This window comes from Pseudomonas sp. ZY71 (genome assembly GCF_036542145.1).
GTDB lineage: Bacteria > Pseudomonadota > Gammaproteobacteria > Pseudomonadales > Pseudomonadaceae > Aquipseudomonas > Aquipseudomonas koreensis_A.
Window position 1 is genome coordinate 4,693,137 of sequence record NZ_CP144274.1, and the last position, 24,873, is coordinate 4,718,009.

Genomic DNA, 24,873 nt, shown 5'->3' on the forward strand with positions numbered 1-24,873 from the left:
ACACTTCTGTCGCAGGTCGCTGAGTCGGAGATAAAAATGCCCACCACCGTTCGCATCGGATGCGCCAGCGCATTCTGGGGAGATACGTCCACCGCCGCCGCGCAATTGGTGGAGGGAGGCAAGCTCGACTATCTGGTGTTCGATTATCTGGCCGAAATCACTATGTCGATCATGGCCGGCGCCCGCCTGAAGGACCCGCAGGCGGGCTTCGCCAGTGACTTCATCGAAATCCTCACGCCGCTGCTGCCACAGTTGGCCGAGCAGAACATCCGCGTCATCAGCAATGCCGGCGGCGTCAATCCGCAGGCCTGCGCGAACGCCTTGCAAGCGGCCTGTGACAAGGCCGGCATCGACCTGAAAATCGCCGTACTGCTCGGCGATGACCTGCAACCACAATTCAAACAACTCAACGGCATCAGCGAGATGTTCAGCGGCACCCCGCTGCCGCCGATGTGCGTGTCGACCAACGCCTACCTCGGCGCGCCGGGCATCGTCGAAGCCCTGCGCCTGGGCGCCGACATTGTCATCACCGGGCGAGTGGTCGACAGCGCCGTGGTCAGCGCGGCGCTGGTGCATGAATTCGGCTGGTCGTGGCACGACTACGACAAACTCGCCCAGGCCGCGCTGGCCGGGCACATCATCGAATGCGGCGCACAGTGCACCGGTGGCAACTTCACCGATTGGCGCGACGTGCCGGATTACGAACACATCGGCTTTCCGATCGTTGAGGTCAGCGCCGACAGCCAATTCATCGTCAGCAAACCCGAAGGTTCAGGTGGACTGGTCACACCACTGACCGTCGGCGAGCAGATGCTGTATGAAATCGGCGATCCACAGGCCTATCTGTTGCCCGACGTGGTCTGCGACTTCACTCAGGTCAAACTTCAGCAACAAGGCAAAAACGTGGTGCACGTGCACGGCGCCAAAGGCCTGCCACCCAGCGACAAGTACAAGGTCAGCGCCACGTACCCGGACGGCTTCCGCTGCACCGCCAGTTGTCTGATCGCCGGTATCGATGCGGTGGACAAGGCGCGGCGCGTCAGTCAGGCAATCATCGCCAAAACAGCGGAGATGTTCAGCCAGCGCGGTTGGCCGCCCTACAGCGAAACCGACATCGAATTGCTCGGCAGCGAAGCCACCTATGGCCCCCACGGCCAGCGCCACGACAGCCGTGAAGTGGTGATCAAACTCGCCGTGCGTCACCCGAAAAAACAGGCACTGGTGCTGTTCTCTAGGGAAATAGCCCAGGCCGCCACCGGCATGGCTCCGGGGCTGACCGGTATCGTCGGCGGGCGGCCGACGGTGTATCCGCTGATTCGTCTGTTTTCATTCCTGATCGATAAAAGCGCCTGCACCTTGCAGATTGATCTGGCCGGCGTTCGCCATCCTTGTGCCCTGCCCTCATTGGCAGCGCTCGACAGCGAAGATTTGCCGATTCCCCAGCAACCGCCGAAACCTCAGGGCCGCGCCGATGCCAGTGTGGCGTTGGTGAAACTGGCCGTGGCGCGCTCCGGTGACAAAGGCAATCACAGCAACATCGGCGTGCTGCCGCGCAAACCCGAATACCTGCCGTGGATCGCCGAAGCGCTGACCCCGGCCGTCATTGTCGACTGGATGAGCCACGTGCTCGACCCGATCCACGGCCGGGTCGAACGCTGGTATCTGCCCGGCACCCACAGCCTGAATTTTCTCTTGGAAAACGCTCTCGGCGGTGGCGGCGTGGCGAGTCTGCGCATCGACCCGCAAGGCAAAGCCTTCGCCCAGCAACTGTTGGAAATCCAGATCCCGGTGCCGCAGAGCATCGCCGAACAGCTCGACTAGAGGATTGTTTGCATGGCTTACGCGTCGATTTTCAACGCCGATCTGTTCAGCGGCCAGACCATCATCGTCACCGGCGGCGGCAGCGGCATCGGCCGTTGCACCGCGCATGAACTGGCAGCGCTCGGCGCGAATGTGCTGCTGGTCGGGCGCAAGCCGGAAAAGCTCGAAAAAGTCGCCGCCGAAATCGCCGAGGACGGTGGCCGCGCGCACTGGAAGGCTTGCGATATCCGTGATGAAGAAGCGGTGAAACAACTGGTCAAGGAGCTGATCGCCGAGCACGGGCCGATTCATGGTCTGGTCAACAATGCCGGCGGCCAGTACCCGTCGCCATTGGCCTCGATCAATCAGAAAGGTTTCGAAACCGTGTTGCGCACCAATCTGGTCGGCGGTTTCCTGATGGCGCGCGAAGTGTTCAACCAGTCGATGAGCAAACACGGCGGCAACATCGTCAACATGCTCGCCGACATGTGGGGCGGCATGCCCGGTATGGGCCACTCGGGCGCGGCGCGGTCGGGCATGGACAACTTCACCAAGACTGCCGCGTTCGAATGGGGTTATGCCGGCGTGCGGGTCAACGCGGTGGCGCCGGGCTGGATCGCCTCCAGCGGCATGGACACTTACGAAGGCGCGTTCAAAGCGGTGATTCCAACCCTGCGTGAACATGTGCCGCTCAAGCGCATCGGCACCGAGTCGGAAGTCAGCGCCGCGATCGTGTTTCTGCTCAGCCCGGCGGCGGCATTCATCAGTGGCAGCACGCTGAAAATCGATGGCGCAGCCAGCCTCGGCAGCCGTGCATGGCCACTGCACAAGGCCACTCACAGTAAGTCGTTCAACGGCTTTCACCGGGCCTACCTGCCCGATGTCCTCAAGGACAAGGAGTAGGCCATGCCGCAGATCCAGTCCCGACTCGACCCGCACAGCGAAGCGTTTGCCCGCAACCGTGCGGCAATGCTCACGGCCATCGAGCAAGTCCGGCAACTCGAACAGAACCTCCTGAATAAGGCTGCCGAAGCCAAAGCGAAATTCGACAAGCGTGGGCAATTGCTGCCGCGCGAACGCCTGAACCTGTTGCTCGATCCCGGTGCACCGTTTCTCGAACTGGCCAGCCTCGCCGGCTACAAGTTGCACGACGACAAGGACGGCAGCTCGGCCGGTGGCGGACTGATCGCTGGCATCGGTTACGTCTGTGGCATTCGCGCGATGATCGTGGCGAACAACAGCGCGATCAAGGGCGGCACCATCTCGCCGAGCGGTCTGAAAAAATCCCTGCGCCTGCAACAGATCGCCCAGGAAAATAAACTGCCGGTGATCACCCTTGCCGAAAGTGGCGGCGCCAACCTCAATTACGCGGCGGAGATTTTCGTCGAAGGCGCGCGCAGTTTCGCCAATCAGGCGCGGATGTCAGCCATGGGTTTGCCGCAGATCACCGTGGTGCACGGCTCGGCCACGGCGGGCGGCGCTTATCAGCCGGGGTTGTCGGATTACGTGGTGGTGGTGCGCGGCAAAGCCAAGCTGTTTCTCGCCGGGCCGCCGCTGCTGAAAGCCGCCACCGGCGAAGTCGCCACCGATGAAGAGCTGGGCGGTGCCGAGATGCACGCGCAGGTTGCCGGGACCGCTGAATACCTCGCTGAAAACGATGCCGATGGCGTGCGTCAGGTGCGTGAAATCCTCCGCATGCTGCCGTGGAACGAGCAACTGCCGTGGCTGCCGGAGCCGCAATACAAAGAGCCGCTCTACCCGATCGATGAATTGCTCGGGCTGATCCCTGACGATCCGAAAAAACCCTATGACGTGCGCGAAATCATCGCGCGTATTGCCGATGAGTCCTGCTTTGTCGAATTCAAGGGCGAGTTCGATCAACAGACCATTTGTGGCCAGTTGAAGATTCAGGGCCGCGCCTGCGGCTTTATCGGCAACAACGGCCCGATCACCCCGAACGGTGCGAGCAAGGCAGCGCAGTTCATTCAGTTGTGCGATCAGAGCCAGACGCCGCTGCTGTTTTTCCACAACACCACCGGCTTCATGGTCGGCACCGAATCGGAACAGCAAGGCGTGATCAAACACGGCTCGAAACTGATTCAAGCGGTGGCCAATGCACGAGTGCCTAAACTGACCATCGTGGTCGGCGGCTCATACGGCGCCGGCAACTATGCGATGTGCGGCCGCGGACTCGATCCGCGCTTCATCTTCGCCTGGCCGAACAGCCGTACGGCGGTGATGGGCGGTGCGCAGGCCGGTAAAGTGCTGCGCATTGTCACCGAAGCCAAACAGCTCAAGGACGGCCTGACGCCAGACGTGAAAATGCTCGACATGCTCGAACAGGTCACCGCGCAGAAACTCGACAGCCAGTCCACCGCGCTCTACGCCAGCGCCAATCTGTGGGACGACGGGCTGATCGATCCGCGCGACACGCGCACCCTGCTCGGCTATTTGCTCGATATCTGCCACGAAGCCGACATTCGCACGTTGCAACCCAACAGCTTCGGCGTCAGCCGGTTCTGACCGCCACGGATTCTACGGAGAACAATAACAATGATCTTCACCCCGGAACACGAAGCCCTGCGCCGTACCGTCCGCCAGTTCGTCGAGCACGAGATCAATCCGCACGTCGATGAATGGGAAAAGGCCGGACGCTTCCCGATCCACGAGATTTTCCGCAAGGCCGGCGACCTCGGTCTGCTGGGCATTTCCAAACCGGAAAAATTCGGCGGTATGGGCCTCGATTACAGCTATTCGATTGTCGCTGCCGAAGAATTCGGCACCATTCATTGCGGCGGCATTCCGATGTCGATCGGCGTGCAAACCGACATGTGCACGCCCGCCCTCGCCCGCTTCGGCTCCGATGAACTGCGCGAAGAATTCCTGCGCCCGGCGATCACCGGCGAGCAGGTCGGCTGCATCGGCGTCTCCGAAGTTGGCGCCGGATCTGATGTGGCCGGGCTGAAAACCATCGCGCGCAAGGACGGCGACGACTATGTGATCAACGGCAGCAAAATGTGGATCACCAACTCGCCGAGTGCCGACTTCATCTGCCTGCTGGCCAACACCTCGGACGACAAACCGCACATCAACAAGTCGCTGATCATGGTGCCGATGAACACGCCGGGGATCAGCCTCAGCTCGCACCTGGATAAGCTCGGCATGCGCAGCTCGGAAACCGCCCAGGTGTTTTTCGACAACGTGCGCGTGCCCCAGCGCAATCGCATCGGCCACGAAGGCGCCGGGTTCATGATGCAGATGTTGCAGTTTCAGGAGGAACGCCTGTTCGGCGCGGCAAACATGATCAAAGGCCTGGAATATTGCGTCGACAGCACCATCGAGTACTGCAAGGAGCGCAAGACCTTTGGCAATGCGCTGATCGACAACCAAGTGATCCACTTCCGCCTCGCCGAATTGCAGACCGAAATCGAATGCCTGCGCGCATTGGTTTACCAGGCCACCGAGCAATACGTGAAAGGTCAGGATGTGTCACGGCTGGCGTCGATGGCCAAGCTCAAGGCCGGGCGTCTCGGTCGCGAAGTCAGCGACAGCTGCCTGCAATATTGGGGCGGCATGGGCTTCATGTGGGACAACCCGGTTGCCCGCGCCTATCGCGATGTGCGGCTGGTGTCGATTGGCGGCGGCGCCGACGAAATCATGCTGGGGATCATCTGCAAACTGATGGGCATCCTCCCGGGGAAAAAGAAATGAGCAACCTGCCGCAATGCCAGACGCTGTTGCTGGAGCTGCATGGCGGCGTGCTGCACATCACCCTCCATCGACCGGACAGCCGCAATGCGATGAGCCTGCAGATGGTCAGCGAACTGCGCGCGGTACTGACGGCCGTGCGCGATGACCGCACAGTGCGGGCTTTGGTGCTCAGCGGTGCCAACGGGCATTTCTGTGCCGGCGGCGATATCAAGGATATGGCCAGCGCGCGCGCTCAGGGCGCTGATGCTTACCGCGATCTGAATCGCGCGTTCGGGGCCTTGCTGGAGGAAGCACAGCACGCGCCGCAAGTGCTGATCACGGTGCTGCAAGGCGCGGTGCTTGGCGGCGGTTTCGGTCTGGCCTGTGTCAGTGATATCGCGATTGCCGATCATCAGGCGCAATTCGGTCTGCCGGAAACCAGCCTCGGCTTGCTGCCGGCGCAGATTGCGCCGTTTGTGGTGCAGCGTATCGGACTGACCGAAACCCGTCGGTTGGCGCTGACGGCTGCACGTTTCGACGGGCATCAGGCACGACGTCTGGGGCTGGTGCATTTTGTCGAGCAGGATGCGCAGGCGTTGGCCGAGCGGCTCGATGAGGTGCTGCAACATGTGCTGTGTTGCGCGCCGGAGGCGAATGCAATGACCAAGAAATTGCTGTTGGCGAGTGCCGGGCAGCCGTCGAGTGAACTGCTTGATCAGGCGGCGCAGTGGTTTAGCGAAGCGGTGACTGGCGACGAAGGGATCGAGGGCACCATGGCATTCATGCAAAAACGCAAACCTCGGTGGGCCAGCTAAAAGCTTCGCGAGCAGGCTCACTCCTACAGGGGAAATGCATTCCAAATGTAGGAGTGAGCCTGCTCGCGATGAGGCCATCACATTCACCGCCAAAACCTCAGGGAACCTCACCATGCCCGCCATCCAAAAAATCCTGATCGCCAACCGCGGTGAAATCGCCTGCCGCATCCAGCGCACCGCCCAGGCGTTGGGCTACCGCACCGTTGCCGTTTACAGCGACGCCGACGCCGATGCCCTGCACGTCAAAATGGCCGATCAAGCCGTGCACATTGGCCCAGCCCCCGTGCAGCAGTCGTATCTGAACATCCCGGCGATCCTCGACGCCGCCCGCCACAGCGGCGCCGACGCCATCCACCCCGGCTACGGTTTTCTCTCGGAAAACGCCGAATTCGCCCGAGCCTGCGAACAGGCCGGACTGATCTTCATCGGCCCCAGCGTCGAAGCCATCGAGTTGATGGGCAGCAAACGCCAGTCAAAAATCGCCATGCTCGAAGCCGGTGTGCCGTGCATCGCCGGTTATCAAGGCACCGAACAGGACGATGCAACCCTGCAGCGTGAAGCTGAACGCATCGGCTATCCGCTGATGATCAAGGCCAGTGCCGGCGGAGGTGGACGCGGTATGCGTCTGCTGCACAACGCCGCTGATTTGCCGGCGCAACTGCGCACCGCACGCTCCGAAGCATTGAACGGTTTCGGCAGCGACGAACTGATCCTCGAACAAGCGTTGATCGAGCCACGGCATGTCGAAGTCCAGCTGTTCGGCGATCAACACGGCAACCTGATCTACCTCGGCGAACGCGACTGTTCGATCCAGCGTCGCCATCAAAAAGTCATCGAAGAAGCGCCCTGCCCGGTGATGACCGCCGAACTGCGCCAGGCCATGGGTGAAGCCGCTCTGAAAGCCGGGCGTGCAGTGAATTACGTCGGTGCCGGCACCGTGGAGTTTTTGCTCGATGCACGTGGGCAGTTCTACTTTCTGGAGATGAACACGCGCCTGCAGGTCGAACACCCGGTGACCGAACTGATCACCGGGCTGGATCTGGTGGCGTGGCAAATATTGGTTGCCGAAGGTCAGCCATTGCCGCTGACTCAGGATCAGGTCCAACTCAACGGGCATGCAATGGAGGTGCGCCTCTACGCCGAAGATCCAGCACAGGATTTCCTCCCGCAAACAGGCCGTGTCGAGGCGTGGGCACCAGCGCTGCAGCAGGGTGCGCGAATCGATCATGGCTTGCTGGAAGGACAATCGATCAGCCCGTTCTACGACCCGATGCTCGGCAAACTGATCGCTTTCGGCGTCACTCGCGAAGAGGCTCGGCGCAAACTGTTGCGCGCAGTACAGGACACGGTGTTATTGGGCGTGCAAAGCAATCAGCGCCTGCTCGCCGGCCTGCTGCAACATCCGCAGTTCACCAGTGGTGACTTCAGTACCGCGTTCATTGCCAAGCACTTCAGTGAACACCCTTGCTTGCACCGCTACATTCCCGATGCCGAGGAACTGGCCATTGCAGCGCTGCTTTTCTATCAGGCCAGCGCCCTCTCCCACCGCGCACCGCTCACCGGCTGGCGCAACAACGCCAGCGTCCCACTGCATTATCGCCTCGGGCTTGATGATCAGAACTGGACAGTGCAACTGCTCGCTCACGCGCAAGGCGCCTTCACCGTGCAGGTTGCCGAACGCACGCTCGAGTTAACACTCATCGATCAGGACGCGCAGTCGCTGACACTGGAAATCGACGGTTTGCGCCAGCGTCACGCGTATCGACTGGATAGCGGGCACCTCTGGCTGTTCACCCGTCCCGGCAGTCTGCGCCTGGAGGATCGAACTCACGCCGTGATCGACAGTCAGACCAGCGTCAGCTCCGGTACCCTGAAAGCGCCGATGGACGGTGCCATTGTCGACGTACTGGTCAGCGAAGGCAGCCCGGTCAGCAAAGGTCAGTTGCTGGTGGTACTGGAGGCAATGAAAATGGAGCACCCGCTGAAGGCCGGCATCGACGGCGTGCTCAAGCGGGTGCAGGTCAAGGTCGGCGATCAGGTAAAAAATCGTCAGGTTCTGTTGCAGGTCGAGTAGTCACCCACACACCCATGCGGGTTTTGACTACGCTCTGAGTTATCAGAACGCGGAAATCAGGAACCCTGCGATGCCTCACTGGCTGGTCATAGATCTGGAAGCCACCACCGATGAGGGTGGCTGGCCGGTCACCGAAATGGAAATTATCGAGATCGGCGCCACCCTGGTCGATCGCGCCGGGCGCGAGCAGGATCACTTCCAGCGCTTCGTCAAACCGACGCGGCGGCCGTTGCTCACGCCTTTCTGTCGTGAACTGACGCACATCACCCAGGCCAATATCGACTCGGCGCAGCCGTTGAGCGAAGTCTGGCCGGCGTTCGAACGCTGGCTCGCGCAGCATCAGACGCGCCTTGAAGGCTGGGCCAGTTGGGGCGATTACGACCGCAAGCAGTTGTTGCAGGAATGGCAGCGTCTGCAAATCGACAGTGGATTGAGCAAGGTGCCGCACATGAACCTCAAACAGCGTTTCGCCAAGGCCCGACGCCTGGAACGACCGCTGGGTCTCAACGGCGCGCTGCAACTGGCCGGCATGCAGTTCAACGGTCAGCAGCATCGGGCGCTGGAGGATGCGCGCAACACTGCGCGGCTGTTGCCACTGGTCTTGCCACTCTAGGGTCAATTCGAGAACTCAGCGGACAGACGCCGGGCAGGTGACGGCGTTGAAAGCCTTGTGCATACTGGCCGCCTCCATTTTTCAGCCCTTTTCGAGGAATCGCCCATGTTTAAAGTCAACGAGTACTTCGACGGCACCGTCAAGTCGATCGCCTTTGGCACCGCTGAAGGTCCGGCGACCATCGGCGTCATGGCCCCGGGCGAATACGAATTCGGCACCGCTCAGCGTGAAATCATGCATGTGGTTTCTGGCGCACTGACCGTCAAACTGCCAGACAGCAGCGACTGGGAAACCTTCGCCGCCGGCAGCCAGTTCAACGTTCCGGCCAACAGCAAGTTCCAGCTGAAGGTGGCGGTCGACACCGCTTACCTGTGCGAGTACCGCGGCTAACGCCACTGTTTCACTGCGATAAAAAAATGCCCGTGTCCAAGGACACGGGCATTTTCGTTTCAGGCGTGGGTTACTCGAGGATTTCCACCGGCATGCCGACTTCGAGTCGACCATTGCTGTCATTCACCAGATTCTGCCCAAACATCGCGCCATCGGCTTCGGCGCGATATTTCTGCAAGGTGGCCAGCGGCTCGCGATCAGCACTGCGCTCGCCGGTTTGCGGGTCAATCGTGGTGAGAATGCAGCGCGAGCACGACTTGACCACGCGGAACTCGACATCGCCAATGCGAATGCGCTTCCAACTGTCTTCGGCATAGGCCTCACTGCCTTCGATCACCAGATTGGGTCGAAAGCGCAGCATTTCCAGCGGACGACCGACTCTGTCCGAGAGATCCTGCAGGGACGCCTCGCCGATCAACAGCAGGGGAAATCCGTCGGCGAATGCGACCTGATCGTCATCCTTGCCGAAACCTGCCTGAGTCATGCGGGCACGATCCAGCGGCACCTGCACCAGACGGGTCGGCTTGCCGATGAAATCGCTAACCCAGCGCGCAGCCTCATTACCGGCATCGGGCACGCGCAAGGTGTCGCGCCAGATCGTCACGCCGCGCAGTTCGGCGTCGTTGCCCGGCAAGGCGATTTCGAGGGAGGACTGTTCAGGTGCGCTCAGGGTCAGCCCGCCCTGCGCATTCCACAGCGCCGACAACTGACTCATCTTGGATTCGGCGCGTTGGGTCAGGAAGCGGCCGCTGGCTTCGTCCACGAGCATCCAGCGTCGGTCGCCATCAAGGCCCAGCTTGTCGAGGTCGGCGCGTTGCAGCACATCGACTTTGCCGGATTTCAACGGGTAACGATAAAGCGCGCTCAGACGCAGCATGGCCAGCTCCCTGGAGGATAAAAACGCCACCCTATACGAGCTTGATCAGGAATCAAAGAGCAATAACTGTAGGAGTGAGCCTGCTCGCGATAGCGGTGTGTCAGGTAATGATTCGGGGCTGACACACCGCTATCGCGAGCAGGCTAACTCCTACAATGGGTGTGTGGTCAGGCCGGGACTTCGTCGAGCATCAGACGCTGGCGCACCACGTCGACCAGTTTGTCCGGCTGGAACTTGGAGAGGAAGTTGTCGCAGCCGACCTTCTTCACCATCGAGTCGTTGAAACTGCCCGACAACGAGGTATGCAGCACCACGTACAAGCCACGCAGACGCGGGTCGTTGCGAATTTCGGTAGTCAGGCGATAGCCGTCCATTTCCGGCATTTCCGCATCGGTGAAGATCATCAGCAGCTTGTCGGTCATGTTCACGCCGGTATCAGCCCAGCCCTTGAGCATGTTCAGCGCCTTCAGGCCATCGCTGGCAATGTGCATTTTCACGCCGAGCTGGCCGAGCGTATCGCGCAATTGCGAAAGCGCCACATTGGAGTCGTCGACCAGCAGCACTTCACGGCCACGGGCGCGCTCCAGCACCGGATCATCAAGCTTGTCGCGCGAAACCTTGGCGTTGTACGGAACGATTTCAGCGAGAACTTTCTCGACGTCGATGATTTCCACCAGTTGATCGTCGACCTTGCTGATCGCGGTCAGATAGTGCTGACGCCCGGCGCTGGTCGGCGGCGGCAGAATGGCTTCCCAGTTCATGTTGACGATGCGATCGACACCACCGACGAGGAAGGCCTGCACCGAGCGGTTGTATTCGGTGACGATGATCGTGCTGTTCGGCCCCGGCACCAATGGACGCATGCCGATCGCCTGCGACAGATCGATCACCGGCAAGGTCTGACCGCGCAGATTGACCACTCCGCAGACAAACGGGTGACGCTGCGGCATCAAGGTCAGCTTCGGCAGTTGCAGCACTTCCTGAACCTTGAACACGTTGATTGCGAACAACTGACGCCCGGCCAATCGAAACATGAGAATTTCCAGGCGATTCTCACCCACCAGTTGCGTGCGTTGGTCTACCGTGTCGAGAATGCCGGCCATCAATGACTCCTGGGCTTGTTCTGATGAATTCACTATGTGAGGTTATCGGCGGCAAATGGCAGTTCTTGATTGCCAAGCCAGACCCCGTCAAAAATGCCATGATCGGGCATTGATGTCACATTAACATCATGCTTTACTGGCGCAGTGATTTTCATCTGCTACATTCTCTGCGGCGCGACCTCGGTTTGCACGGTAGGTTCCCGCGTCTAAGGGATTCCCCTAGTAACAATCAGGCCCAACCTGATATTCGCAATATCCAATAGCCATTAATGTGACGCCATTCTCATTGCATGAACGGAGTCAGGCTATTGTGTGCGATCGCAATTCAGCGGAAACAAGCCCTCTGGACCCCCCCAGTCTGTGCACCTGCACGTCTGGGCGCGATCTCCCGACGATTCATGATCGTCGCCACACACGGCATTCCCTCATCAGACATGACGTGGTGGAGATAAGCATGCCAATGGACCGCAAAGAGTGGGTAGAGCGCTTCCCCGAATTCCTTGCCGAGGCCGAAAAACTCCTGGCCAAGTCCGAAGAATGCCTCAGCCATTTGCAACTGATCAGCAATGACAAGGACGCTATCGAGTGCATGCTCGGCACCCTCCTCAAACTTGCACGCAGGGCTGAAGCCCTGGCGCTAGAAGCGATCTCCGAATTCTCGCTGCACATTTACAGCCTGCTCAACCTGCCCCAGGATCGTATCGACCTTCACGAGCAGGCTCTGCAAGCACTGCAGGATTGCTTCACGCTGATGGCGTGGCAGCTTGAACTGATCGACCAGAAGACCGGGCAACTGAGTCTGGATGAAAGTGAGCAGGCCTCGTTGATCGAAGCATTCGCCTTTCAGGTTGGCCAAAGCCAGCTTCAGCAGCCCCTTGCGAGCAAACGTTTGCCCCAATTGCCCTACTCAGGACAAGCCTGATCACCTCGCTGTATCCGCCCTGGCGTTTGAAACGAATACGTTGAATGTCGTTATTGAATAGCTCATACCTGCCAGCGACAAATCCGAATAAATAATCAGCGACGACAGACACTCATGTTTTCTGCCGGCCTCAGGGTTTGCCTGTGTGTTAAGAAGCACAACTTCAGGCAACACCTACATCTATCGAACTCAATAAATCGACTTTTCCATTATGGAACTTGCGTCCAATACCACGTAATTCCTGACTCATTGGACATATATAGCGAGCGCGACCAACGGTATCTTAAGTGGTATTATGCCGCCCATTAGTTGCTTTCAAATTAATGGCACAGTGACTTCAGCGACAGCTATCCACTGATAGTTGGCGGTCAACACATTCACTGAACCGCGCTGAAATCAATAACATACTTGACAGCATTTTCAGACAGAGACCCGCCAGCCTCAGGCCGGTCTGCCCGCAGCGAACATCCATTGGCTCCATCCGTTATGTACGCCAGCCTCAAGTCAATCACTACATGGCCACCCTCCCGGGAAAATGCACGCCGGTTCACACTCATACTGTGTGTCGCGGCAACGCTCGGCAGCCTGCTGACCTACGGTTTTTCGACACCACTTAGCCTCGGACTGCTACTGCTCGACATCGCCGCTACCGCGTGTGTCTGGGTGCAATATCGGCTGTCACGCAAATCGATCAAGTTTCAGCCGCAGGAACTCGCTGACCGCTTGCTGGAAGTCCAGGAAAACGAGCGTCATCGCCTCAGCCGCGAACTGCACGATGATATCGGCCAGTTACTGACGGCCGCCAAACTGCAGAGCGAATGGCTCAAGCGACGCCTGCCGGATGACTTGCAGGAACACTGCACCGCGCTGTGCGACACCCTGGAAGAAACCCTCAACAAGGTGCGCGACGTTTCGGCCATTCTCAATCCACGGCAGCTGACCAGCCTGGGGCTTGAAGCCAGCCTGCGCGCACATCTGCTCAAGACATTGACCAACACCAGCGTGCACTGGAGCCTCGATTGCCAGCAGCGTCTTAACGGTATTCCTGAAGAAATGGCGGTCGCGGCCTTTCGTATTACCCAGGAGGCTGTTACCAATATCCTGCGTCACGCCCAGGCGAAAAACCTGGTGATACGCGTACAACGTCTACCCAAAGGTCTGACGTTGCTGATCAGCGATGACGGTCTGGGCTTCGCCCCGGCTGTCAATCCGGGTCGTGAAGGACAACGAGGCATGGCCGGGATGGCCGAACGAATCGAGCAACTGGGTGGCACCCTGAACGTCATCAGCGAGCCGGGCAAAGGCACTCAAATCGAAGCACTCTTCCCCTGGGCGCCTCGCGCACTCGAACGGGCCAGTACGAATAAGGTTATGCGTTGACTTGCAACTTACTTCTGGTGGATGACCACTCGCTGATCAGGGCCGGCGTGCGCGCTCTGGTGCTGGATATTCCCGGTTACGCGGTGATTGGCGAAGCCAATGACGGTTCGCAGTTGCTCGAAATGGTCGAGCAACTGAGTCCGGATATCGTGTTGCTGGATATCTCCATGAAAGAAACCAGTGGCCTCGAAGCGCTGCAACGGCTCAAACGAGTACGCCCGCAGAGCAAGGTGCTGATCCTGTCGATGCACACCGATCCGGCGCTGATCATGCAGGCGCTCGAGTCCGGCGCCCACGGCTACCTGCTCAAGGACACCACGGCCACTGAACTCGAACATGCACTGGAAGCCTTGCGCAACAACGAGCGCTACCTGAGCCCGGCCATCGCCCATACCGTGATCAATCAGGCCCTGACCCGCAATCAGAAGCAGCAGCCGGAAATCGCCGACTCGCATAATCTGACCGCCCGCCAACTGGAAATCCTGCGCTTGATCGTGCGGGGCAAATCCACCCGGGAAATCGCCAATGGCCTCGGGCTGAGCATCAAGACTGTCGAAACCCACCGCTCACAGATCATGAAGCGCCTGCAAATCTACGACGTGGCAGGCCTTGTGCTGTTCGCCGTACGCGAACAGATCATCAGTCTGGACGACTGACCGATCCGGCTCCGCCCAACAATGGAGAGTGCTCCGGCAAATGCACACGCAACGCTGCCGGACGCGCTTCAAATCGCAAGCTGTCACCTTCCAATGGTTCGCCATCCAGATTGATGCAGAGCCCCTCGGCCACTTTGATTTCGACCCATGGCAAACGGGCTCGGACAAACATGTTATCGATGCCGAAACCATCGCTGAGCAGCGTCTTCAGCGTGCCCACCAGTTCCTGTGGCGCCGGCAGGATGCTGATATCCAGCAAACCGTCATCGGCCAGCGCCTCTGGGCAGAGTACGTGCCCGCCACCGGCCTGACGGCCATTGCCGATACCCAGCGCGAGCATTTCGCCACTCCAGTGAAAGTCCGGCCCCTGAAGTTCGCCATAGGCGGCATGCAGCTCGCTGAATCGAGACAAACCGGTGAACAGATAAGCCGCACCACCCAGCACCTTTTTCAGGTCCTCGGAGGTATTGGCCGTGACCTGGCTACCGAAACCGCCAGTGGCCATATTGAGGAAAATCTGCCCGCCCACTTCACCCAGATCGATGTCGCGCGGCGGTACATCAAGTAGCTCGAGTGCCTCGGCGGGCTCCAGTGGCACACCGGCTGCGCGAGAAAAATCGTTGGCGGTGCCCAAAGGTAAAAGCACCAGGCTGGCTTTACCCGGATGCGCCGCGAGCGCTTCGGCAATGTCGCGCAAGGTGCCATCGCCACCGCCGGCAATGATCTTCGTATAGCCATCCGCCAATGCCTGCGCCACCCAACGCTGAGCGTCCCCTGCCTCCCAGGTCAGCCGCACGGCCAGCTCCCAGCCTTGCTTGCGTTTGTCCTCGACGGCGGTGCGAACCGCCTCGTTGAGTGCCTGCTTGCCATGCAGAATCAATAGCGCCCGGCGCTCACTCATCACGTCACTCCCAAAATCGAATCAGTTGAGACATCTTGACCGCTGCGGCAGGCAAAAAAGCCGTCCGCCCCCTTAATTAATTCAACCTTCTGGCGCGAGCGTCCTACACAGCGGTATTTTTTCTTACAAAACATACGGAATCGGCTTAATTGACCCGGTTCGAGCATTGGAGCACCGTGTGCTGGCGGTATCGATCTTCAATCCAATACACAAGGACGTGCATGTAATGAGTGGATACACCCCCAGGGCTTTTGCCACTTTGAGAGCAGGAAAAGGTTGCAATCGAGCTTTTGAAACAACCGGCGGATGCTTCCATGCCAAGTCATGAAGCCAGAATGCCAGTGACTCCGGTTGCCCCCCTCGTCGAAAGTCGCGCGAATCACAAGTCTGATTTCAAAAACAGCGCCAGAACCACTGGAGAAGTTGATATGGAACCCCGAGTGACCGAGCTGGAAACCCATCTCAAATACCTTCGGCGGGACATGGACGAAGTCCGCGGTGATGTCAGAACGATCAAACACCGGCTCGCCTACTCGGCCGGTGCAACAGCAGTAATACTGGGTCTTCTGGGTTGGGTGGCCAATAGCCGATTCGACCAGCTTGTGACATTGATCAGCAATTAAGTGAATGAGTCATTGCAGGCGCCGCCTGATACAGCCGACGCCTGCATTTGCACGACAGTGATCAGCCCAGCAAGTCACTCAGCGGAATGAACACCACGGGGTCTCCCGCGCTCAGCGTGCGACCTTCCAGCACTTCGACCAATCCATCTGCCCACGCCGCGCTACGTAGCACGCCTGAGCTCTGGTTGCGGTAAACAGTCGCCTGCCCTTGCTCCAGACGACCTCGCAGGTACTCACGCCGATTGCCTGCCACCGGCCAGTCAAAACCAGCCGGTACGGTGAACTTCAGCGGCTCGACGTCCCGCACGCCCTGCCGGCGTAACAGGTAAGGTCGAGTGAGCAGCGCAAAGGTCACCAACGTCGACGCCGGATTACCTGGCAAGCCAATGACCGGCACGTTGCGGAAATGCCCAAACGTCAGCGGTTTACCGGGTTTTATCGCCAGTTTCCACAGGGCAAGCTCGCCCTCCTCGCGCAGGGCAACGCCGAGAAAATCCGCCTCACCCACTGACACGCCACCCGTGGAAAGAATCAGATCAACATCCTGCAACTCGCCTAGGCGGGCACGAGTCGTGGCCAGATTATCCGGAAGAATACCGGCATCAATCACCTCACAACCCAGACGTTGCAGCCAACTGCACAGCAATACCCGATTACTGTTGTATATCTGGCCCGGCCCCAATGCCTGTCCCGGTTCGACCAATTCATCGCCGGTGGAAATCACCGCCACCCGAACCTTGCGTACGACCTTAAGCCCGGCGCAGCCCAACGATGCCGCCAGCCCCTGCTCGATCGGACCCAGCCGGGTTCCGGCAGGCAGGATCAGTTCACCGACAGTGGTTTCCTGACCTTGCGGGCGAATGTTCTGCCCAACCTTCAGCGGCTCGAGGAAGCGCACCTTTTCATCGATTTGAACCTCCGCGTTTTCCTGCATTTCCACGCAATCGGCGCCTGCGGGTACAGGAGCGCCGGTGAAAATCCGGGCGCAGGTGCCCGCTTTCAGAGGCTCCGGGGATTGCCCGGCGAACACCTTCTGACTGACCGGCATGGGGTCGCCGGTCCAGTCGGCCAGGTTCAGTGCATAACCATCCATGGCACTGTTCGGCCAGGGCGGCAGATCCAGCGTCGAAATCAGATCTTCGCTCAGCACCCGCCCCTCAACCTGAGCCAGCGGCAAATATTCATGCTCGACAATGGGCGAGGCTTCGGCCATTTCGAGCAGGCGCGCCAGCGCCACCTCGACCGGCATCAGGGCCCCGCTCTTGCCCGGCTTACCCACGGGATTCACAAGGCGCCGCCTGCTTCAAATGAGTGACGAAATTGCACGGGCGGTGACGAGCATCCAACTGCTCACCCAGAATGCCATCCCAACCGGTGCGTACGGCATTGGTCGAACCCGGCAGGCAGCAAACAAGCGTGCCATTGGCCAGGCCGGCCAGCGCACGGGACTGCACCGTCGAGGTGCCGATGTCGGCTACCGATATCTGCCGGAACAACTCACCAAACCCGTCAACCTGTTTGTCGAGCAGGCAGGTAACCGCTTCAGGTGTGCTGTCGCGGCCAGTGAAACCGGTCCCGCCGGTAATCAACACAACCTGCACGACATCGTCGGCAATCCAGGTGGCGACTTGCGCGCGAATTTTGTAGAGGTCATCTTTGAGCAAAACCCGTTGCGCCAAAAAATGGCCCGCAGCGGTCAAGCGGTCGACGAAGACCTGACCTGAGGTATCGGTTTCCAGAGTTCGGGTGTCACTGACTGTCAGCACCGCAATATTGAGCGGCACGAAAGGTACATCAGCCTTGGCTTTCATAGGCTCGTCCAGTTGTAGGAGAAACAGCCCGGTGTTATATCACAGCGCCTCATTTTTTCGCCGCCCCTCTGGAGAGCTGCCATGACCCTCGAAACGCAATTGCCCCCGTGCTCCATTCTGCTCCTGGCAGGTGGACGCGGCCAACGCATGGGCGGTCAGGACAAAGGCTTGGTCGAGTGGCTGGGCGAGCCATTGATTGCACATTTACAGCGCAAGGTTCGTGCACTGACTGACGACCTGATCATCTCCTGCAATCGCAATCGCGAGAGTTATGCGCCGTTCGCCGATCAATTGGTGATCGATGACGAAGGCGATTTTCCGGGGCCATTGGCCGGCATTCGTGCGGGCCTGAAAGCGGCGCGCCATTCGCACCTGCTGGTCTTGCCCTGTGATGTCCCGCGCATTGACGCAACATTGCTGCAAAGCATGCGCGAGACCGCCAATCAGCATCCTGAAAAACCTTTAATGTTGCGCCATGACGGGCATTGGGAACCGCTACTGTGCGTGATTCCGGTAGCCCTTCGACCGGCCTTTGAAGAGTCCTGGAACGCCGGTGAACGTAGCCCCGGCCGGATCATGCGCGAGCTCGGCGCCACTGCCCTGCAATGCCCGGACAACGACCCGCGACTGGCCAACCTGAACACCCCCGAACTGTTAAATGCCCACAACACTGTGTCAGACTGACACCATTCAAGGAACTCTCACGCCTTGTATACGTCTCAAGCTCAGTAACCAAAAGAATTCCCATTCGGAGACACACCCATGACTCAACGGACCCTCGCCACTTTCATGCTCGCACTGGGCCTTGCCACCCTCGCCGGTTGCTCGTCGCCTACAGTGATCACCTTGAATGACGGTCGCGAAATCCAGGCCGTCGACACCCCGAAATACGATGACGATTCGGGCTTCTACGAGTTCAAACAGCTGGACGGCAAAGAAACTCGCATCAACAAGGATCAGGTTCGTACCGTTAAAGAGCTGTAAGCTCTGGGTCGACACCGGATACAGAAAAGCCCGCATTAATGCGGGCTTTTTCATGGGTGCTCGAAAAGTGAGGCGGTGTCACCACTGCAGCGTAATTCGGCTCTCGAATTCGCGAACTTCACCGGTTACCGGGTCGATAAACCGTAGACCTTGCGCCAGCAGCTTCAGCGGATTGGCGTAGTCATCCTCGACGTCTTTCAACACATCCGGATAAAACGGATCGTTGCAGATGCTCGCCCCCAGCGCAGTCATGTGGACACGCAGCTGATGTTTCTTGCCAGTCACCGGAAACAACCCATAGCGCCACAGATCGCCATGCTTTTCCCGGACTTCCACCGCCGTTTCGGTATTGCTGGCACCGGCGCCTTCCTGCATGCGGAAAAACGGCTCGCCATCCACCAGACGGCTTTTGTGCACCAGCGGAAATTTCAGATCTGGCAGCGCCGGGGCGATGGCTTCATAGCGCTTGTCGATCTGCCGGGTCGGGAACAGCGACTGATAGGCCGAACGAGTTTGCGGATTGGCCGAGAAAATCACCAGTCCCGCCGTATGCCGGTCGATACGGTGCAAGGGCACCAGATGGGGATTGTCCAGGCGACGAATCAGCCTGCGCAACAAAGTTTGCTCAACGTATTCGCCGGCGGGCGTCACCGGCAGAAAATGCGGTTTGTCAGCCACCACCAGATGTTCGTCGGCATAGAGAATCGACTCGACCACCGGGATCGGCTTTTCGTCCGGCACTTCGCGAAAATAATGAATCCGCAGACCTTCCTTGTAAGGCAAATCCACCGAGATCGGCTGACCATGACCATCCAGCACTCGCCCCCGGGCGATCCGGTCCAGCCATTGCGCGCGATCGATGGCGCGGAAATGCTCGCACAGGCAATCGAGTACGGTCAGCCATTTACCGGGCGGCAGATAAAGCGTGCTCGCCTGATTCTGCGCAGCAGAGAATGTAGATGTGGACATACGGAAATCAAACCCTCAATACAGGGCGGCATTATCCAGCACTGAGGGAAACGAACCTAGCGCAGAATGGTCAGGCCGGGATCGTTTTGAGCGCTGCAGCTTCTGTGAATTCCTTGAGCCAGCGCAGCACATCGACGGCCTCCCAGCGGCCGGGGTCGTACAAGGCGTAAAGCAAACCCTGATAACCGACCACATCCAGTTGCTTGTGATAACCGGCACGCTGAAACAAGGCCTCGATCTCGGCAAAACAGGTGTTGAAATGCAATTTGTTGAAGGGCGTCTTGCCTTCCGTGACCAACCCGTCCAGGCGCAATTCGAGAACGGCCTCGCGCACCACGTCAACCGACATCCGGTTCACGCTGTTTTTCAACTGTTCGACATTGACCACGGTTCATCCCTCTGACGCATTTACTGTATGAACATACAGTAACCGAACAATCCGCAAAATGCCAAGCAATGCATGGCAGCGGCGACCGGCGGGATGAACGGGAAAATACTGATTAACCCAGAAACGCTACGATTTCATCGGAGCTGAATGGCCAGCCTAATTCCGCCCCTGTGTCGACGCGACGCAACACCGGAATCCTTAGGCTGTAAGCCTCAAACCACATTTCGTCGTCAGCAATATCGACCAGTTCAACCAGCAGGCCATGCTCAACGAAAGGCATCAACTCGGCCTCGGCGACTTCACACAAATGGCATCCAAGGGTGCCGAACAGCTGACATTCAGGAGGCATGATTGCTCAACCAGAAAATGAGTGGCCTATTCTAGGCCGCAGCTGAAAACCCGTCGAGCCACCGCCGCCCAAAGGCTCCAGTCCCCTCGACGAAGGTTCACAGGCAAAACCCTGACGCAAATCAGTCCGCAGAAAAACCATTTACGCGATCCTCCCGGTCTTTTTGCCTCTACGCTTGAAAAGTCTGAATCTGACATCGGAGTGTCCAGTGTTTGCCAACCTGTTGATCATCCTCGCCTCGTCTCTCGTGGTGATTGCCCTGTTCCGTCGCCTGCGCTTGCCGCCGGTTCTGGGTTATCTGTGCGTCGGACTGCTGGTCGGGCCGAGTGCCTTCGACTGGGTCAACGAAAGCGAACACCTGCCCGATGTCGCCGAACTGGGCGTGGTGTTTCTGTTGTTTTCACTGGGCCTGGAGTTCTCCCTGTCGAAGATGATCGCCTTGCGCCAGGTGGTGTTCCGTCTCGGTAGTCAGCAGGTGCTGATCAGCACCGCGCTGCTCGGTCTGCTGCTTATACTGCTGGGCATGCCGGCGACACCGGCGCTGTTGCTCGGCGCCGGGCTTTCGCTGTCATCGACGGCAATTGTGACCAAAGAGTTGGGCAGCCTCGGCGAGGTGTTCAGCAGTCACGGGCAAAATGCCGTTGGCGTTCTGCTGTTTCAGGACGTGGTCGCGGTATTGCTGCTGACGTTGGTGCCAGTGTTTGCCGGCAGCAGCGAGCAAGCCTGGTACTGGGCGCTGCCACTGACGCTGGCAAAAACCGTGGTGCTGTTTGTCGGTCTGCTGCTGGCCAGTCGCTGGTTACTGCCGCGGCTGTTTCATGAAGTGGCCGCCTCGCGCTCGGCAGAATTGTTCGTACTGCTGGCGCTGGTGATTGTGCTGTTGACCGCGTGGCTGACTCACCTGCTGGGCCTGTCCCCTGCCCTCGGTGCATTTCTGGCCGGCATGTTGCTCGGTGAAAGCCACTATCGGCATCAGATCGAGGCCGACATCCGACCGTTTCGCGACATTCTGCTCGGGGTGTTTTTCGTCAGCATCGGCATGCTCATCGACCTGCAACTGTTCGTCAGTCACAGCCTGCTGATCCTCGGGCTCACCGTCGGTTTGATGGTGATCAAGGGCATCATTGTGGCCTTGTTGGTGAAGTGGCGCGGCAGCGACAGCGAAACGGCGTGGCGCAGCGGCCTGGCGTTGGCTCAGGGTGGCGAGTTCTGCTTTGCACTGATGGCGCAGATGCAGCAACACAGCATGATGCCCGAAGCGTTGAGCGATCTTCTGCTCGCCGCAACGTTCTGCTCGATGCTGCTGACGCCACTGTTGCTGCGCGCAGCACCCCGCATCGCGGCCGCCTTGCACCGCAAGCCCAATCAGGAAGCACAGATCGAGGAAATCAGCGCACTCAACGCCGACCTTAACCAGCATGTGGTGATTTGCGGCTACGGCCGCGTCGGTCAATCCATCGGGCGTTTCCTGCGCAATGCCAAACAGCCTTACATCGCCCTGGACAGTGATCCGGTTCGCGTACAGGAAGCCGCCAGTGGAGAAAGTGACGTGCATTATGGCGACTCGTCACGCGGCGATCTGCTGATCGCCGTTGGCCTGCTGCGCGCCAAATTGCTGGTGGTTGCGGTGGATCAGAGTGACATTGCCCTGCGCATCCTCAAGGAAGCGCGCCGGCTCAACGCCCACGTGCCGATCCTGGTGCGCACCCGCGACGACAGCCAATGGGCCGAACTGAAAGCCGCCGGCGCCACCGAAGTGGTGCCGGAGCTATTGGAATCGAGTCTGATGCTCGCCTCCCACGCCTTGATCATGCTCGGCCTGCCGGCGCATCAGGTGCAGGAAAAAGTCGATCAGGTGCGCATCGACCGCTATCGTCTGCTCCACGGCTTTTATCCCGGTAGCGACGATGCCGAGACTTAGTCCTGGCTCACCGCGCCGATCTTGTGCAGTGACAGGTCGGCGCCGTAATACTCTTGTTCCTGACTCAGGCGCAGCCCGTGCAGCGCCTTGATCACGCCGTAGACGACGAAGCCACCGATCAGCGCCACCGCGACGCCGAGTGCGGTGCCGATCAACTGGCTGATCAGGCTGACGCCGCCGATCCCGCCAAGCGCAGTCTGGCCGAAGATCCCGCAGGCAATCCCGCCCCACACACCGCACAAGCCGTGCAGTGGCCAAACACCCAACACATCATCGATGCGCCATTTCACCTGCGCAGCGGTAAAGCACCAGACAAACAGTGCGCCAGCGATCGCGCCAGTCACCAGGGCACCCACCGGATGCATCAGATCGGAGCCGGCACAGATCGCCACCAGACCGGCCAATGGACCGTTGTGGAGAAAGCCCGGGTCATTGCGCCCGACGAGCAGCGCTGCCATCGTGCCGCCGACCATCGCCATCAACGAATTGACCGCTACCAGACCACTGACGCCTTGCAGTGTTTGCGCACTCATCACGTTGAAGCCGAACCAGCCGACAATCAGAATCCACGAGCCCAGCGCCAGAAAGGGAATGCTCGACGGTGCGAATGCCACCAAGCGACCGTCGCGGTAACGGCCATTGCGCGGCCCCAGCAGCAATACCGCCGCCAGCGCCAGCCAGCCGCCCATGGCATGCACCACCACGGAGCCGGCGAAGTCATGGAAAGCGGCACCGAATTGCGCTGTCAGCCACGCTTGCAGACCGTAGTTGCCGTTCCAGATCATGCCTTCGAAAAACGGATAGATGAACGCAACGATCAGCGCCGTGGCGCACAACTGCGGTACGAAACGCGCGCGCTCAGCGATGCCACCGGAAATGATTGCCGGGATCGCAGCGGCAAAGGTCAGCAGGAAGAAAAACTTCACCAGTCCATAACCGTGATCGGCGCTCAATACCGCCGCCGGCTGCATGAAGGTCACGCCGTAAGAGATCCAATAGCCTATAAAGAAATAGGCCAGGGTCGAGACAGCGAAATCACTGAGAATCTTCGACAGCGCATTGACCTGGTTTTTCTGGCGGACGGTACCGACTTCCAGAAAGGCGAAACCGGCGTGCATCGCCAGCACCATCACCGCACCGATCAGAATGAACAAGGTATTGGAGCTGTGAACCAGGGTGTCCACAGCGCTTTGCAGATTTTCCATAAGCAGGCAGACCTAAAGGCGAAAAAGGCACCAAAGCGGTTCATGCGCACATTTCATGCACCAAGTTGCGACCGCGCAGTCACGAATCCGGATGTCCGGCGAACTGCTTTGGCGCACAAGGTCGATGTCCTGACACGAACCGGGCTTGTTTGGGATAAGGTTTCTTAATGCGAGCGCCCGGCAACAGCGCACAGCGGTCGGACGACGCACCACGACACAGCAAAAGTTGTACCAGTCATTTGTACTGAACCTTCGCGCAAGGCTCATACTCGAACGCTTCAGACGTCACTTACGGAGATCCACCCATGGCCAGCATCAAGGCAAAGACTGCTCAAGAAATCCTCATGAACGACTTCCAGACTTTGGTCGCCGACACCGAACGGTTGCTCGAGCACACCGCCACTCTGGCCGGCGATCAGGCTGATGAGCTGCGCGAGCAGATCCACGACAGCCTGCTGCGCGCCCGCGAAACCCTGAAACTGACCGAAGAAACCCTGCGCGATCGCGGTCAGGCGGCTGTTACCGCTACTGAAGATTATGTGTCGGCCAACCCTTGGCAGTCGGTCGGTATCGCCGCCGGTGTCGGCTTTCTGATCGGCCTGCTGGCCACTCGGCGCTGATTATGTCGATCGGTGAATCCGGCCCGACTGCGGGCACCGCCTCTTCCTCGCGACGCCTGGGCGCCGCCGTTCTCGGTCTGCTGCACAGCCATGTCGAATTGTTCGGCATCGAATTGCAGGAACAGAAATCACGTACCGTCAGCCTGTTGCTGTTCGCCGGCCTGGCCCTGGTCTTTGCGCTGTTGTTGCTGGTGGGTTTATCGACCTTGGTGATGATCGTGTTCTGGGACACCTACCGTCTCGCCGCGATCATCGGCCTGTGCGTCTTCTATACCCTGGCCTCGATCTTCTGCGCGCTGCGCCTCAAGGCGGCGATCTTCGATGAGTCCTCGCCTTTCCACGGCACGCTCGAAGAGCTGGCCAACGACCGGGAGCGCCTGTTGCCATGAGCCTGCCTGAACTGCCACACAACAGCTCGCGTCGGGAAATGCGCAAGGCCTTGATCCGCCTGCGCATGGAAATGCATCGCCAGGAAATCCGCCATGAAGCCGGGCAAGTCCTGCAACCCCTGCATCGCATGCGCGGCATGACGCAAAACCTGCAAGGTGGCTTCGGCATCAAACACGCGCCATTGTGGGGCGTGGCTGCCGTTACGCTGCTGGGCTTTATCACCGGCAAAGGCGCGAAAAGCGGCGGCGCTGGCGGGTTAAGCCGTTTAATCCGGCTCGGCACCAGCCTCGGGCCGCTGATCAGACTGGTCATGCAGAGTTCGGCAAAACGCTAAACAGATACATCTGGCTACATTCTTGCACTATCGGCGGGATGAACCTCTTTATCCGGAG

Annotated in this window: 27 protein-coding genes; 18 read left to right on the forward strand and 9 right to left on the reverse strand. The window is 59.4% G+C overall.

Annotated features, from left to right (window positions below):
- Nucleotides 1–36 precede the first annotated feature (36 nt).
- The 8 genes from VY732_RS20720 to ppnP all read left to right on the forward strand — a co-directional run bounded on the left by VY732_RS20720 (nt 37) and on the right by ppnP (nt 9,382).
- Entirely contained in the window at nt 37–1,821 is a 1,785-nt protein-coding gene (locus VY732_RS20720; RefSeq protein ID WP_331691639.1) for an acyclic terpene utilization AtuA family protein, read from the forward strand.
- 12 nt (nt 1,822–1,833) lie between these two features.
- Nucleotides 1,834–2,703, forward strand: a complete 870-nt coding sequence (locus tag VY732_RS20725; protein WP_331691640.1) for an SDR family oxidoreductase — start codon at nt 1,834–1,836, stop codon at nt 2,701–2,703.
- A 3-nt stretch (nt 2,704–2,706) separates the two neighbouring features.
- On the forward strand, nt 2,707–4,323 hold the full coding sequence (gene atuC / locus VY732_RS20730; protein ID WP_331691641.1) for a geranyl-CoA carboxylase subunit beta: 1,617 nt from the start codon (nt 2,707–2,709) through the stop codon (nt 4,321–4,323).
- Between the two features lie 30 nt (nt 4,324–4,353).
- A complete protein-coding gene (atuD, locus tag VY732_RS20735) occupies nt 4,354–5,511 on the forward strand; it encodes a citronellyl-CoA dehydrogenase (RefSeq protein ID WP_331691642.1) in 1,158 nt (385 codons plus the stop codon).
- Complete coding sequence (locus VY732_RS20740) at nt 5,508–6,305, forward strand: enoyl-CoA hydratase/isomerase family protein (protein WP_331691643.1); 798 nt, start codon at nt 5,508–5,510, stop codon at nt 6,303–6,305. The genes atuD and VY732_RS20740 overlap by 4 nt, the downstream gene beginning before the upstream one ends.
- A 112-nt stretch (nt 6,306–6,417) precedes the next feature.
- Nucleotides 6,418–8,379 (forward strand): acetyl/propionyl/methylcrotonyl-CoA carboxylase subunit alpha, encoded by a 1,962-nt coding sequence (locus VY732_RS20745; RefSeq protein WP_331691644.1) that lies wholly within the window; start codon nt 6,418–6,420, stop codon nt 8,377–8,379.
- A gap of 70 nt (nt 8,380–8,449) precedes the next feature.
- Nucleotides 8,450–8,992, forward strand: a complete 543-nt coding sequence (locus VY732_RS20750) for an exonuclease domain-containing protein (protein WP_331691645.1) — start codon at nt 8,450–8,452, stop codon at nt 8,990–8,992.
- A gap of 105 nt (nt 8,993–9,097) precedes the next feature.
- Nucleotides 9,098–9,382, forward strand: coding sequence for a pyrimidine/purine nucleoside phosphorylase (ppnP, locus tag VY732_RS20755; RefSeq protein WP_003226701.1), 285 nt, complete (start codon nt 9,098–9,100; stop codon nt 9,380–9,382).
- Nucleotides 9,383–9,452: 70 nt separating this feature from the next.
- Here ppnP and VY732_RS20760 read toward each other — a convergent pair whose 3' ends face one another.
- Together VY732_RS20760 and VY732_RS20765 are read right to left on the reverse strand one after the other, a co-directional pair.
- On the reverse strand, nt 9,453–10,259 hold the full coding sequence (locus VY732_RS20760) for an MOSC domain-containing protein (RefSeq protein WP_331691646.1): 807 nt from the start codon (nt 10,257–10,259) through the stop codon (nt 9,453–9,455).
- Between the two features lie 167 nt (nt 10,260–10,426).
- Nucleotides 10,427–11,362, reverse strand: a complete 936-nt coding sequence (locus VY732_RS20765; RefSeq protein WP_038364198.1) for a chemotaxis protein CheV — start codon at nt 11,360–11,362, stop codon at nt 10,427–10,429.
- A 454-nt stretch (nt 11,363–11,816) separates the two neighbouring features.
- Between VY732_RS20765 and VY732_RS20770 the strand changes: the two genes are divergently transcribed.
- The 3 genes from VY732_RS20770 to VY732_RS20780 all read left to right on the forward strand — a co-directional run bounded on the left by VY732_RS20770 (nt 11,817) and on the right by VY732_RS20780 (nt 14,320).
- Entirely contained in the window at nt 11,817–12,284 is a 468-nt protein-coding gene (locus VY732_RS20770; RefSeq protein ID WP_212621373.1) for a hypothetical protein, read from the forward strand.
- 486 nt (nt 12,285–12,770) lie between these two features.
- Nucleotides 12,771–13,664, forward strand: coding sequence for a sensor histidine kinase (locus VY732_RS20775; RefSeq protein WP_331695884.1), 894 nt, complete (start codon nt 12,771–12,773; stop codon nt 13,662–13,664).
- Nucleotides 13,661–14,320 carry a response regulator transcription factor gene (locus VY732_RS20780; protein ID WP_116030550.1) on the forward strand — a complete coding sequence of 220 codons (660 nt, stop codon included), beginning with the start codon at nt 13,661–13,663 and terminating at the stop codon, nt 14,318–14,320. Before VY732_RS20775 ends, VY732_RS20780 begins: the two co-directional genes overlap by 4 nt.
- On the opposite strand, the gene yegS is transcribed toward VY732_RS20780, so the two are convergent.
- The gene (gene yegS / locus VY732_RS20785; protein ID WP_331691647.1) at nt 14,304–15,221 is read right to left on the reverse strand and encodes a lipid kinase YegS; all 918 of its coding nucleotides are present in this window, start codon (nt 15,219–15,221) and stop codon (nt 14,304–14,306) included. The genes VY732_RS20780 and yegS overlap by 17 nt on opposite strands.
- 314 nt (nt 15,222–15,535) lie before the next feature.
- Between yegS and VY732_RS20790 the strand changes: the two genes are divergently transcribed.
- Complete coding sequence (locus tag VY732_RS20790) at nt 15,536–15,844, forward strand: hypothetical protein (RefSeq protein ID WP_176091754.1); 309 nt, start codon at nt 15,536–15,538, stop codon at nt 15,842–15,844.
- Nucleotides 15,845–15,905: 61 nt separating this feature from the next.
- On the opposite strand, the gene VY732_RS20795 is transcribed toward VY732_RS20790, so the two are convergent.
- Together VY732_RS20795 and moaB are read right to left on the reverse strand one after the other, a co-directional pair.
- Complete coding sequence (locus VY732_RS20795; RefSeq protein WP_331691648.1) at nt 15,906–17,132, reverse strand: molybdopterin molybdotransferase MoeA; 1,227 nt, start codon at nt 17,130–17,132, stop codon at nt 15,906–15,908.
- On the reverse strand, nt 17,116–17,655 hold the full coding sequence (gene moaB / locus VY732_RS20800; RefSeq protein ID WP_331691649.1) for a molybdenum cofactor biosynthesis protein B: 540 nt from the start codon (nt 17,653–17,655) through the stop codon (nt 17,116–17,118). Before moaB ends, VY732_RS20795 begins: the two co-directional genes overlap by 17 nt.
- Nucleotides 17,656–17,736: 81 nt before the next feature.
- On the opposite strand from moaB, the gene mobA reads away from it, so the two are divergent.
- A complete protein-coding gene (gene mobA / locus VY732_RS20805; protein ID WP_331691650.1) occupies nt 17,737–18,339 on the forward strand; it encodes a molybdenum cofactor guanylyltransferase MobA in 603 nt (200 codons plus the stop codon).
- Between the two features lie 78 nt (nt 18,340–18,417).
- Complete coding sequence (locus tag VY732_RS20810; RefSeq protein ID WP_007908660.1) at nt 18,418–18,639, forward strand: YgdI/YgdR family lipoprotein; 222 nt, start codon at nt 18,418–18,420, stop codon at nt 18,637–18,639.
- A 78-nt stretch (nt 18,640–18,717) separates the two neighbouring features.
- Here the strand turns inward: VY732_RS20810 and VY732_RS20815 are convergent, their stop codons facing one another.
- From VY732_RS20815 to VY732_RS20825, 3 genes are all read right to left on the reverse strand, one after another.
- The gene (locus VY732_RS20815) at nt 18,718–19,608 is read right to left on the reverse strand and encodes a pseudouridine synthase (RefSeq protein WP_137217750.1); all 891 of its coding nucleotides are present in this window, start codon (nt 19,606–19,608) and stop codon (nt 18,718–18,720) included.
- Between the two features lie 70 nt (nt 19,609–19,678).
- Nucleotides 19,679–19,996, reverse strand: coding sequence for a transcriptional regulator (locus VY732_RS20820; RefSeq protein WP_123466484.1), 318 nt, complete (start codon nt 19,994–19,996; stop codon nt 19,679–19,681).
- Nucleotides 19,997–20,108: 112 nt separating this feature from the next.
- Nucleotides 20,109–20,345 (reverse strand): glutaredoxin family protein, encoded by a 237-nt coding sequence (locus VY732_RS20825; RefSeq protein WP_077573913.1) that lies wholly within the window; start codon nt 20,343–20,345, stop codon nt 20,109–20,111.
- Between the two features lie 208 nt (nt 20,346–20,553).
- Here VY732_RS20825 and VY732_RS20830 point away from each other — a divergent pair, with 208 nt between their 5' ends.
- Nucleotides 20,554–22,266: a cation:proton antiporter gene (locus VY732_RS20830; RefSeq protein WP_331691651.1), complete on the forward strand. Its 1,713-nt coding sequence runs from the start codon at nt 20,554–20,556 to the stop codon at nt 22,264–22,266.
- On the opposite strand, the gene VY732_RS20835 is transcribed toward VY732_RS20830, so the two are convergent.
- Complete coding sequence (locus VY732_RS20835; RefSeq protein ID WP_016985472.1) at nt 22,263–23,471, reverse strand: ammonium transporter; 1,209 nt, start codon at nt 23,469–23,471, stop codon at nt 22,263–22,265. The two genes, VY732_RS20830 and VY732_RS20835, sit on opposite strands and share 4 nt — an antisense overlap.
- A gap of 305 nt (nt 23,472–23,776) precedes the next feature.
- Here VY732_RS20835 and VY732_RS20840 point away from each other — a divergent pair, with 305 nt between their 5' ends.
- From VY732_RS20840 to VY732_RS20850, 3 genes are read left to right on the forward strand one after another with little or no spacing between them, the layout of a single operon-like run.
- Nucleotides 23,777–24,091, forward strand: coding sequence for a DUF883 family protein (locus VY732_RS20840; protein ID WP_007908653.1), 315 nt, complete (start codon nt 23,777–23,779; stop codon nt 24,089–24,091).
- A gap of 2 nt (nt 24,092–24,093) precedes the next feature.
- On the forward strand, nt 24,094–24,480 hold the full coding sequence (locus tag VY732_RS20845; protein WP_077573916.1) for a phage holin family protein: 387 nt from the start codon (nt 24,094–24,096) through the stop codon (nt 24,478–24,480).
- The gene (locus tag VY732_RS20850; RefSeq protein ID WP_212621371.1) at nt 24,477–24,815 is read left to right on the forward strand and encodes a hypothetical protein; all 339 of its coding nucleotides are present in this window, start codon (nt 24,477–24,479) and stop codon (nt 24,813–24,815) included. Before VY732_RS20845 ends, VY732_RS20850 begins: the two co-directional genes overlap by 4 nt.
- The last annotated feature ends 58 nt before the right edge of the window (nt 24,816–24,873 follow it).

Coding starts and splice junctions, on each gene's coding strand:
- VY732_RS20825 (WP_077573913.1), bottom strand. CDS start 20,345: ATGCCTCCTGAATGTCAGCTGTTCGGCACCCTTGGATGCCATTTGTGT.
- VY732_RS20775 (WP_331695884.1), top strand. CDS start 12,771: ATGTACGCCAGCCTCAAGTCAATCACTACATGGCCACCCTCCCGGGAA.
- VY732_RS20815 (WP_137217750.1), bottom strand. CDS start 19,608: ATGTCCACATCTACATTCTCTGCTGCGCAGAATCAGGCGAGCACGCTT.
- VY732_RS20790 (WP_176091754.1), top strand. CDS start 15,536: ATGCCAAGTCATGAAGCCAGAATGCCAGTGACTCCGGTTGCCCCCCTC.
- VY732_RS20760 (WP_331691646.1), bottom strand. CDS start 10,259: ATGCTGCGTCTGAGCGCGCTTTATCGTTACCCGTTGAAATCCGGCAAA.
- VY732_RS20850 (WP_212621371.1), top strand. CDS start 24,477: ATGAGCCTGCCTGAACTGCCACACAACAGCTCGCGTCGGGAAATGCGC.
- atuD (WP_331691642.1), top strand. CDS start 4,354: ATGATCTTCACCCCGGAACACGAAGCCCTGCGCCGTACCGTCCGCCAG.
- VY732_RS20750 (WP_331691645.1), top strand. CDS start 8,450: ATGCCTCACTGGCTGGTCATAGATCTGGAAGCCACCACCGATGAGGGT.
- VY732_RS20770 (WP_212621373.1), top strand. CDS start 11,817: ATGCCAATGGACCGCAAAGAGTGGGTAGAGCGCTTCCCCGAATTCCTT.
- VY732_RS20845 (WP_077573916.1), top strand. CDS start 24,094: ATGTCGATCGGTGAATCCGGCCCGACTGCGGGCACCGCCTCTTCCTCG.
- VY732_RS20810 (WP_007908660.1), top strand. CDS start 18,418: ATGACTCAACGGACCCTCGCCACTTTCATGCTCGCACTGGGCCTTGCC.
- yegS (WP_331691647.1), bottom strand. CDS start 15,221: ATGAGTGAGCGCCGGGCGCTATTGATTCTGCATGGCAAGCAGGCACTC.
- VY732_RS20765 (WP_038364198.1), bottom strand. CDS start 11,362: ATGGCCGGCATTCTCGACACGGTAGACCAACGCACGCAACTGGTGGGT.
- ppnP (WP_003226701.1), top strand. CDS start 9,098: ATGTTTAAAGTCAACGAGTACTTCGACGGCACCGTCAAGTCGATCGCC.
- mobA (WP_331691650.1), top strand. CDS start 17,737: ATGACCCTCGAAACGCAATTGCCCCCGTGCTCCATTCTGCTCCTGGCA.
- atuC (WP_331691641.1), top strand. CDS start 2,707: ATGCCGCAGATCCAGTCCCGACTCGACCCGCACAGCGAAGCGTTTGCC.
- VY732_RS20720 (WP_331691639.1), top strand. CDS start 37: ATGCCCACCACCGTTCGCATCGGATGCGCCAGCGCATTCTGGGGAGAT.
- VY732_RS20840 (WP_007908653.1), top strand. CDS start 23,777: ATGGCCAGCATCAAGGCAAAGACTGCTCAAGAAATCCTCATGAACGAC.
- VY732_RS20745 (WP_331691644.1), top strand. CDS start 6,418: ATGCCCGCCATCCAAAAAATCCTGATCGCCAACCGCGGTGAAATCGCC.
- VY732_RS20725 (WP_331691640.1), top strand. CDS start 1,834: ATGGCTTACGCGTCGATTTTCAACGCCGATCTGTTCAGCGGCCAGACC.
- VY732_RS20740 (WP_331691643.1), top strand. CDS start 5,508: ATGAGCAACCTGCCGCAATGCCAGACGCTGTTGCTGGAGCTGCATGGC.
- VY732_RS20835 (WP_016985472.1), bottom strand. CDS start 23,471: ATGGAAAATCTGCAAAGCGCTGTGGACACCCTGGTTCACAGCTCCAAT.
- moaB (WP_331691649.1), bottom strand. CDS start 17,655: ATGAAAGCCAAGGCTGATGTACCTTTCGTGCCGCTCAATATTGCGGTG.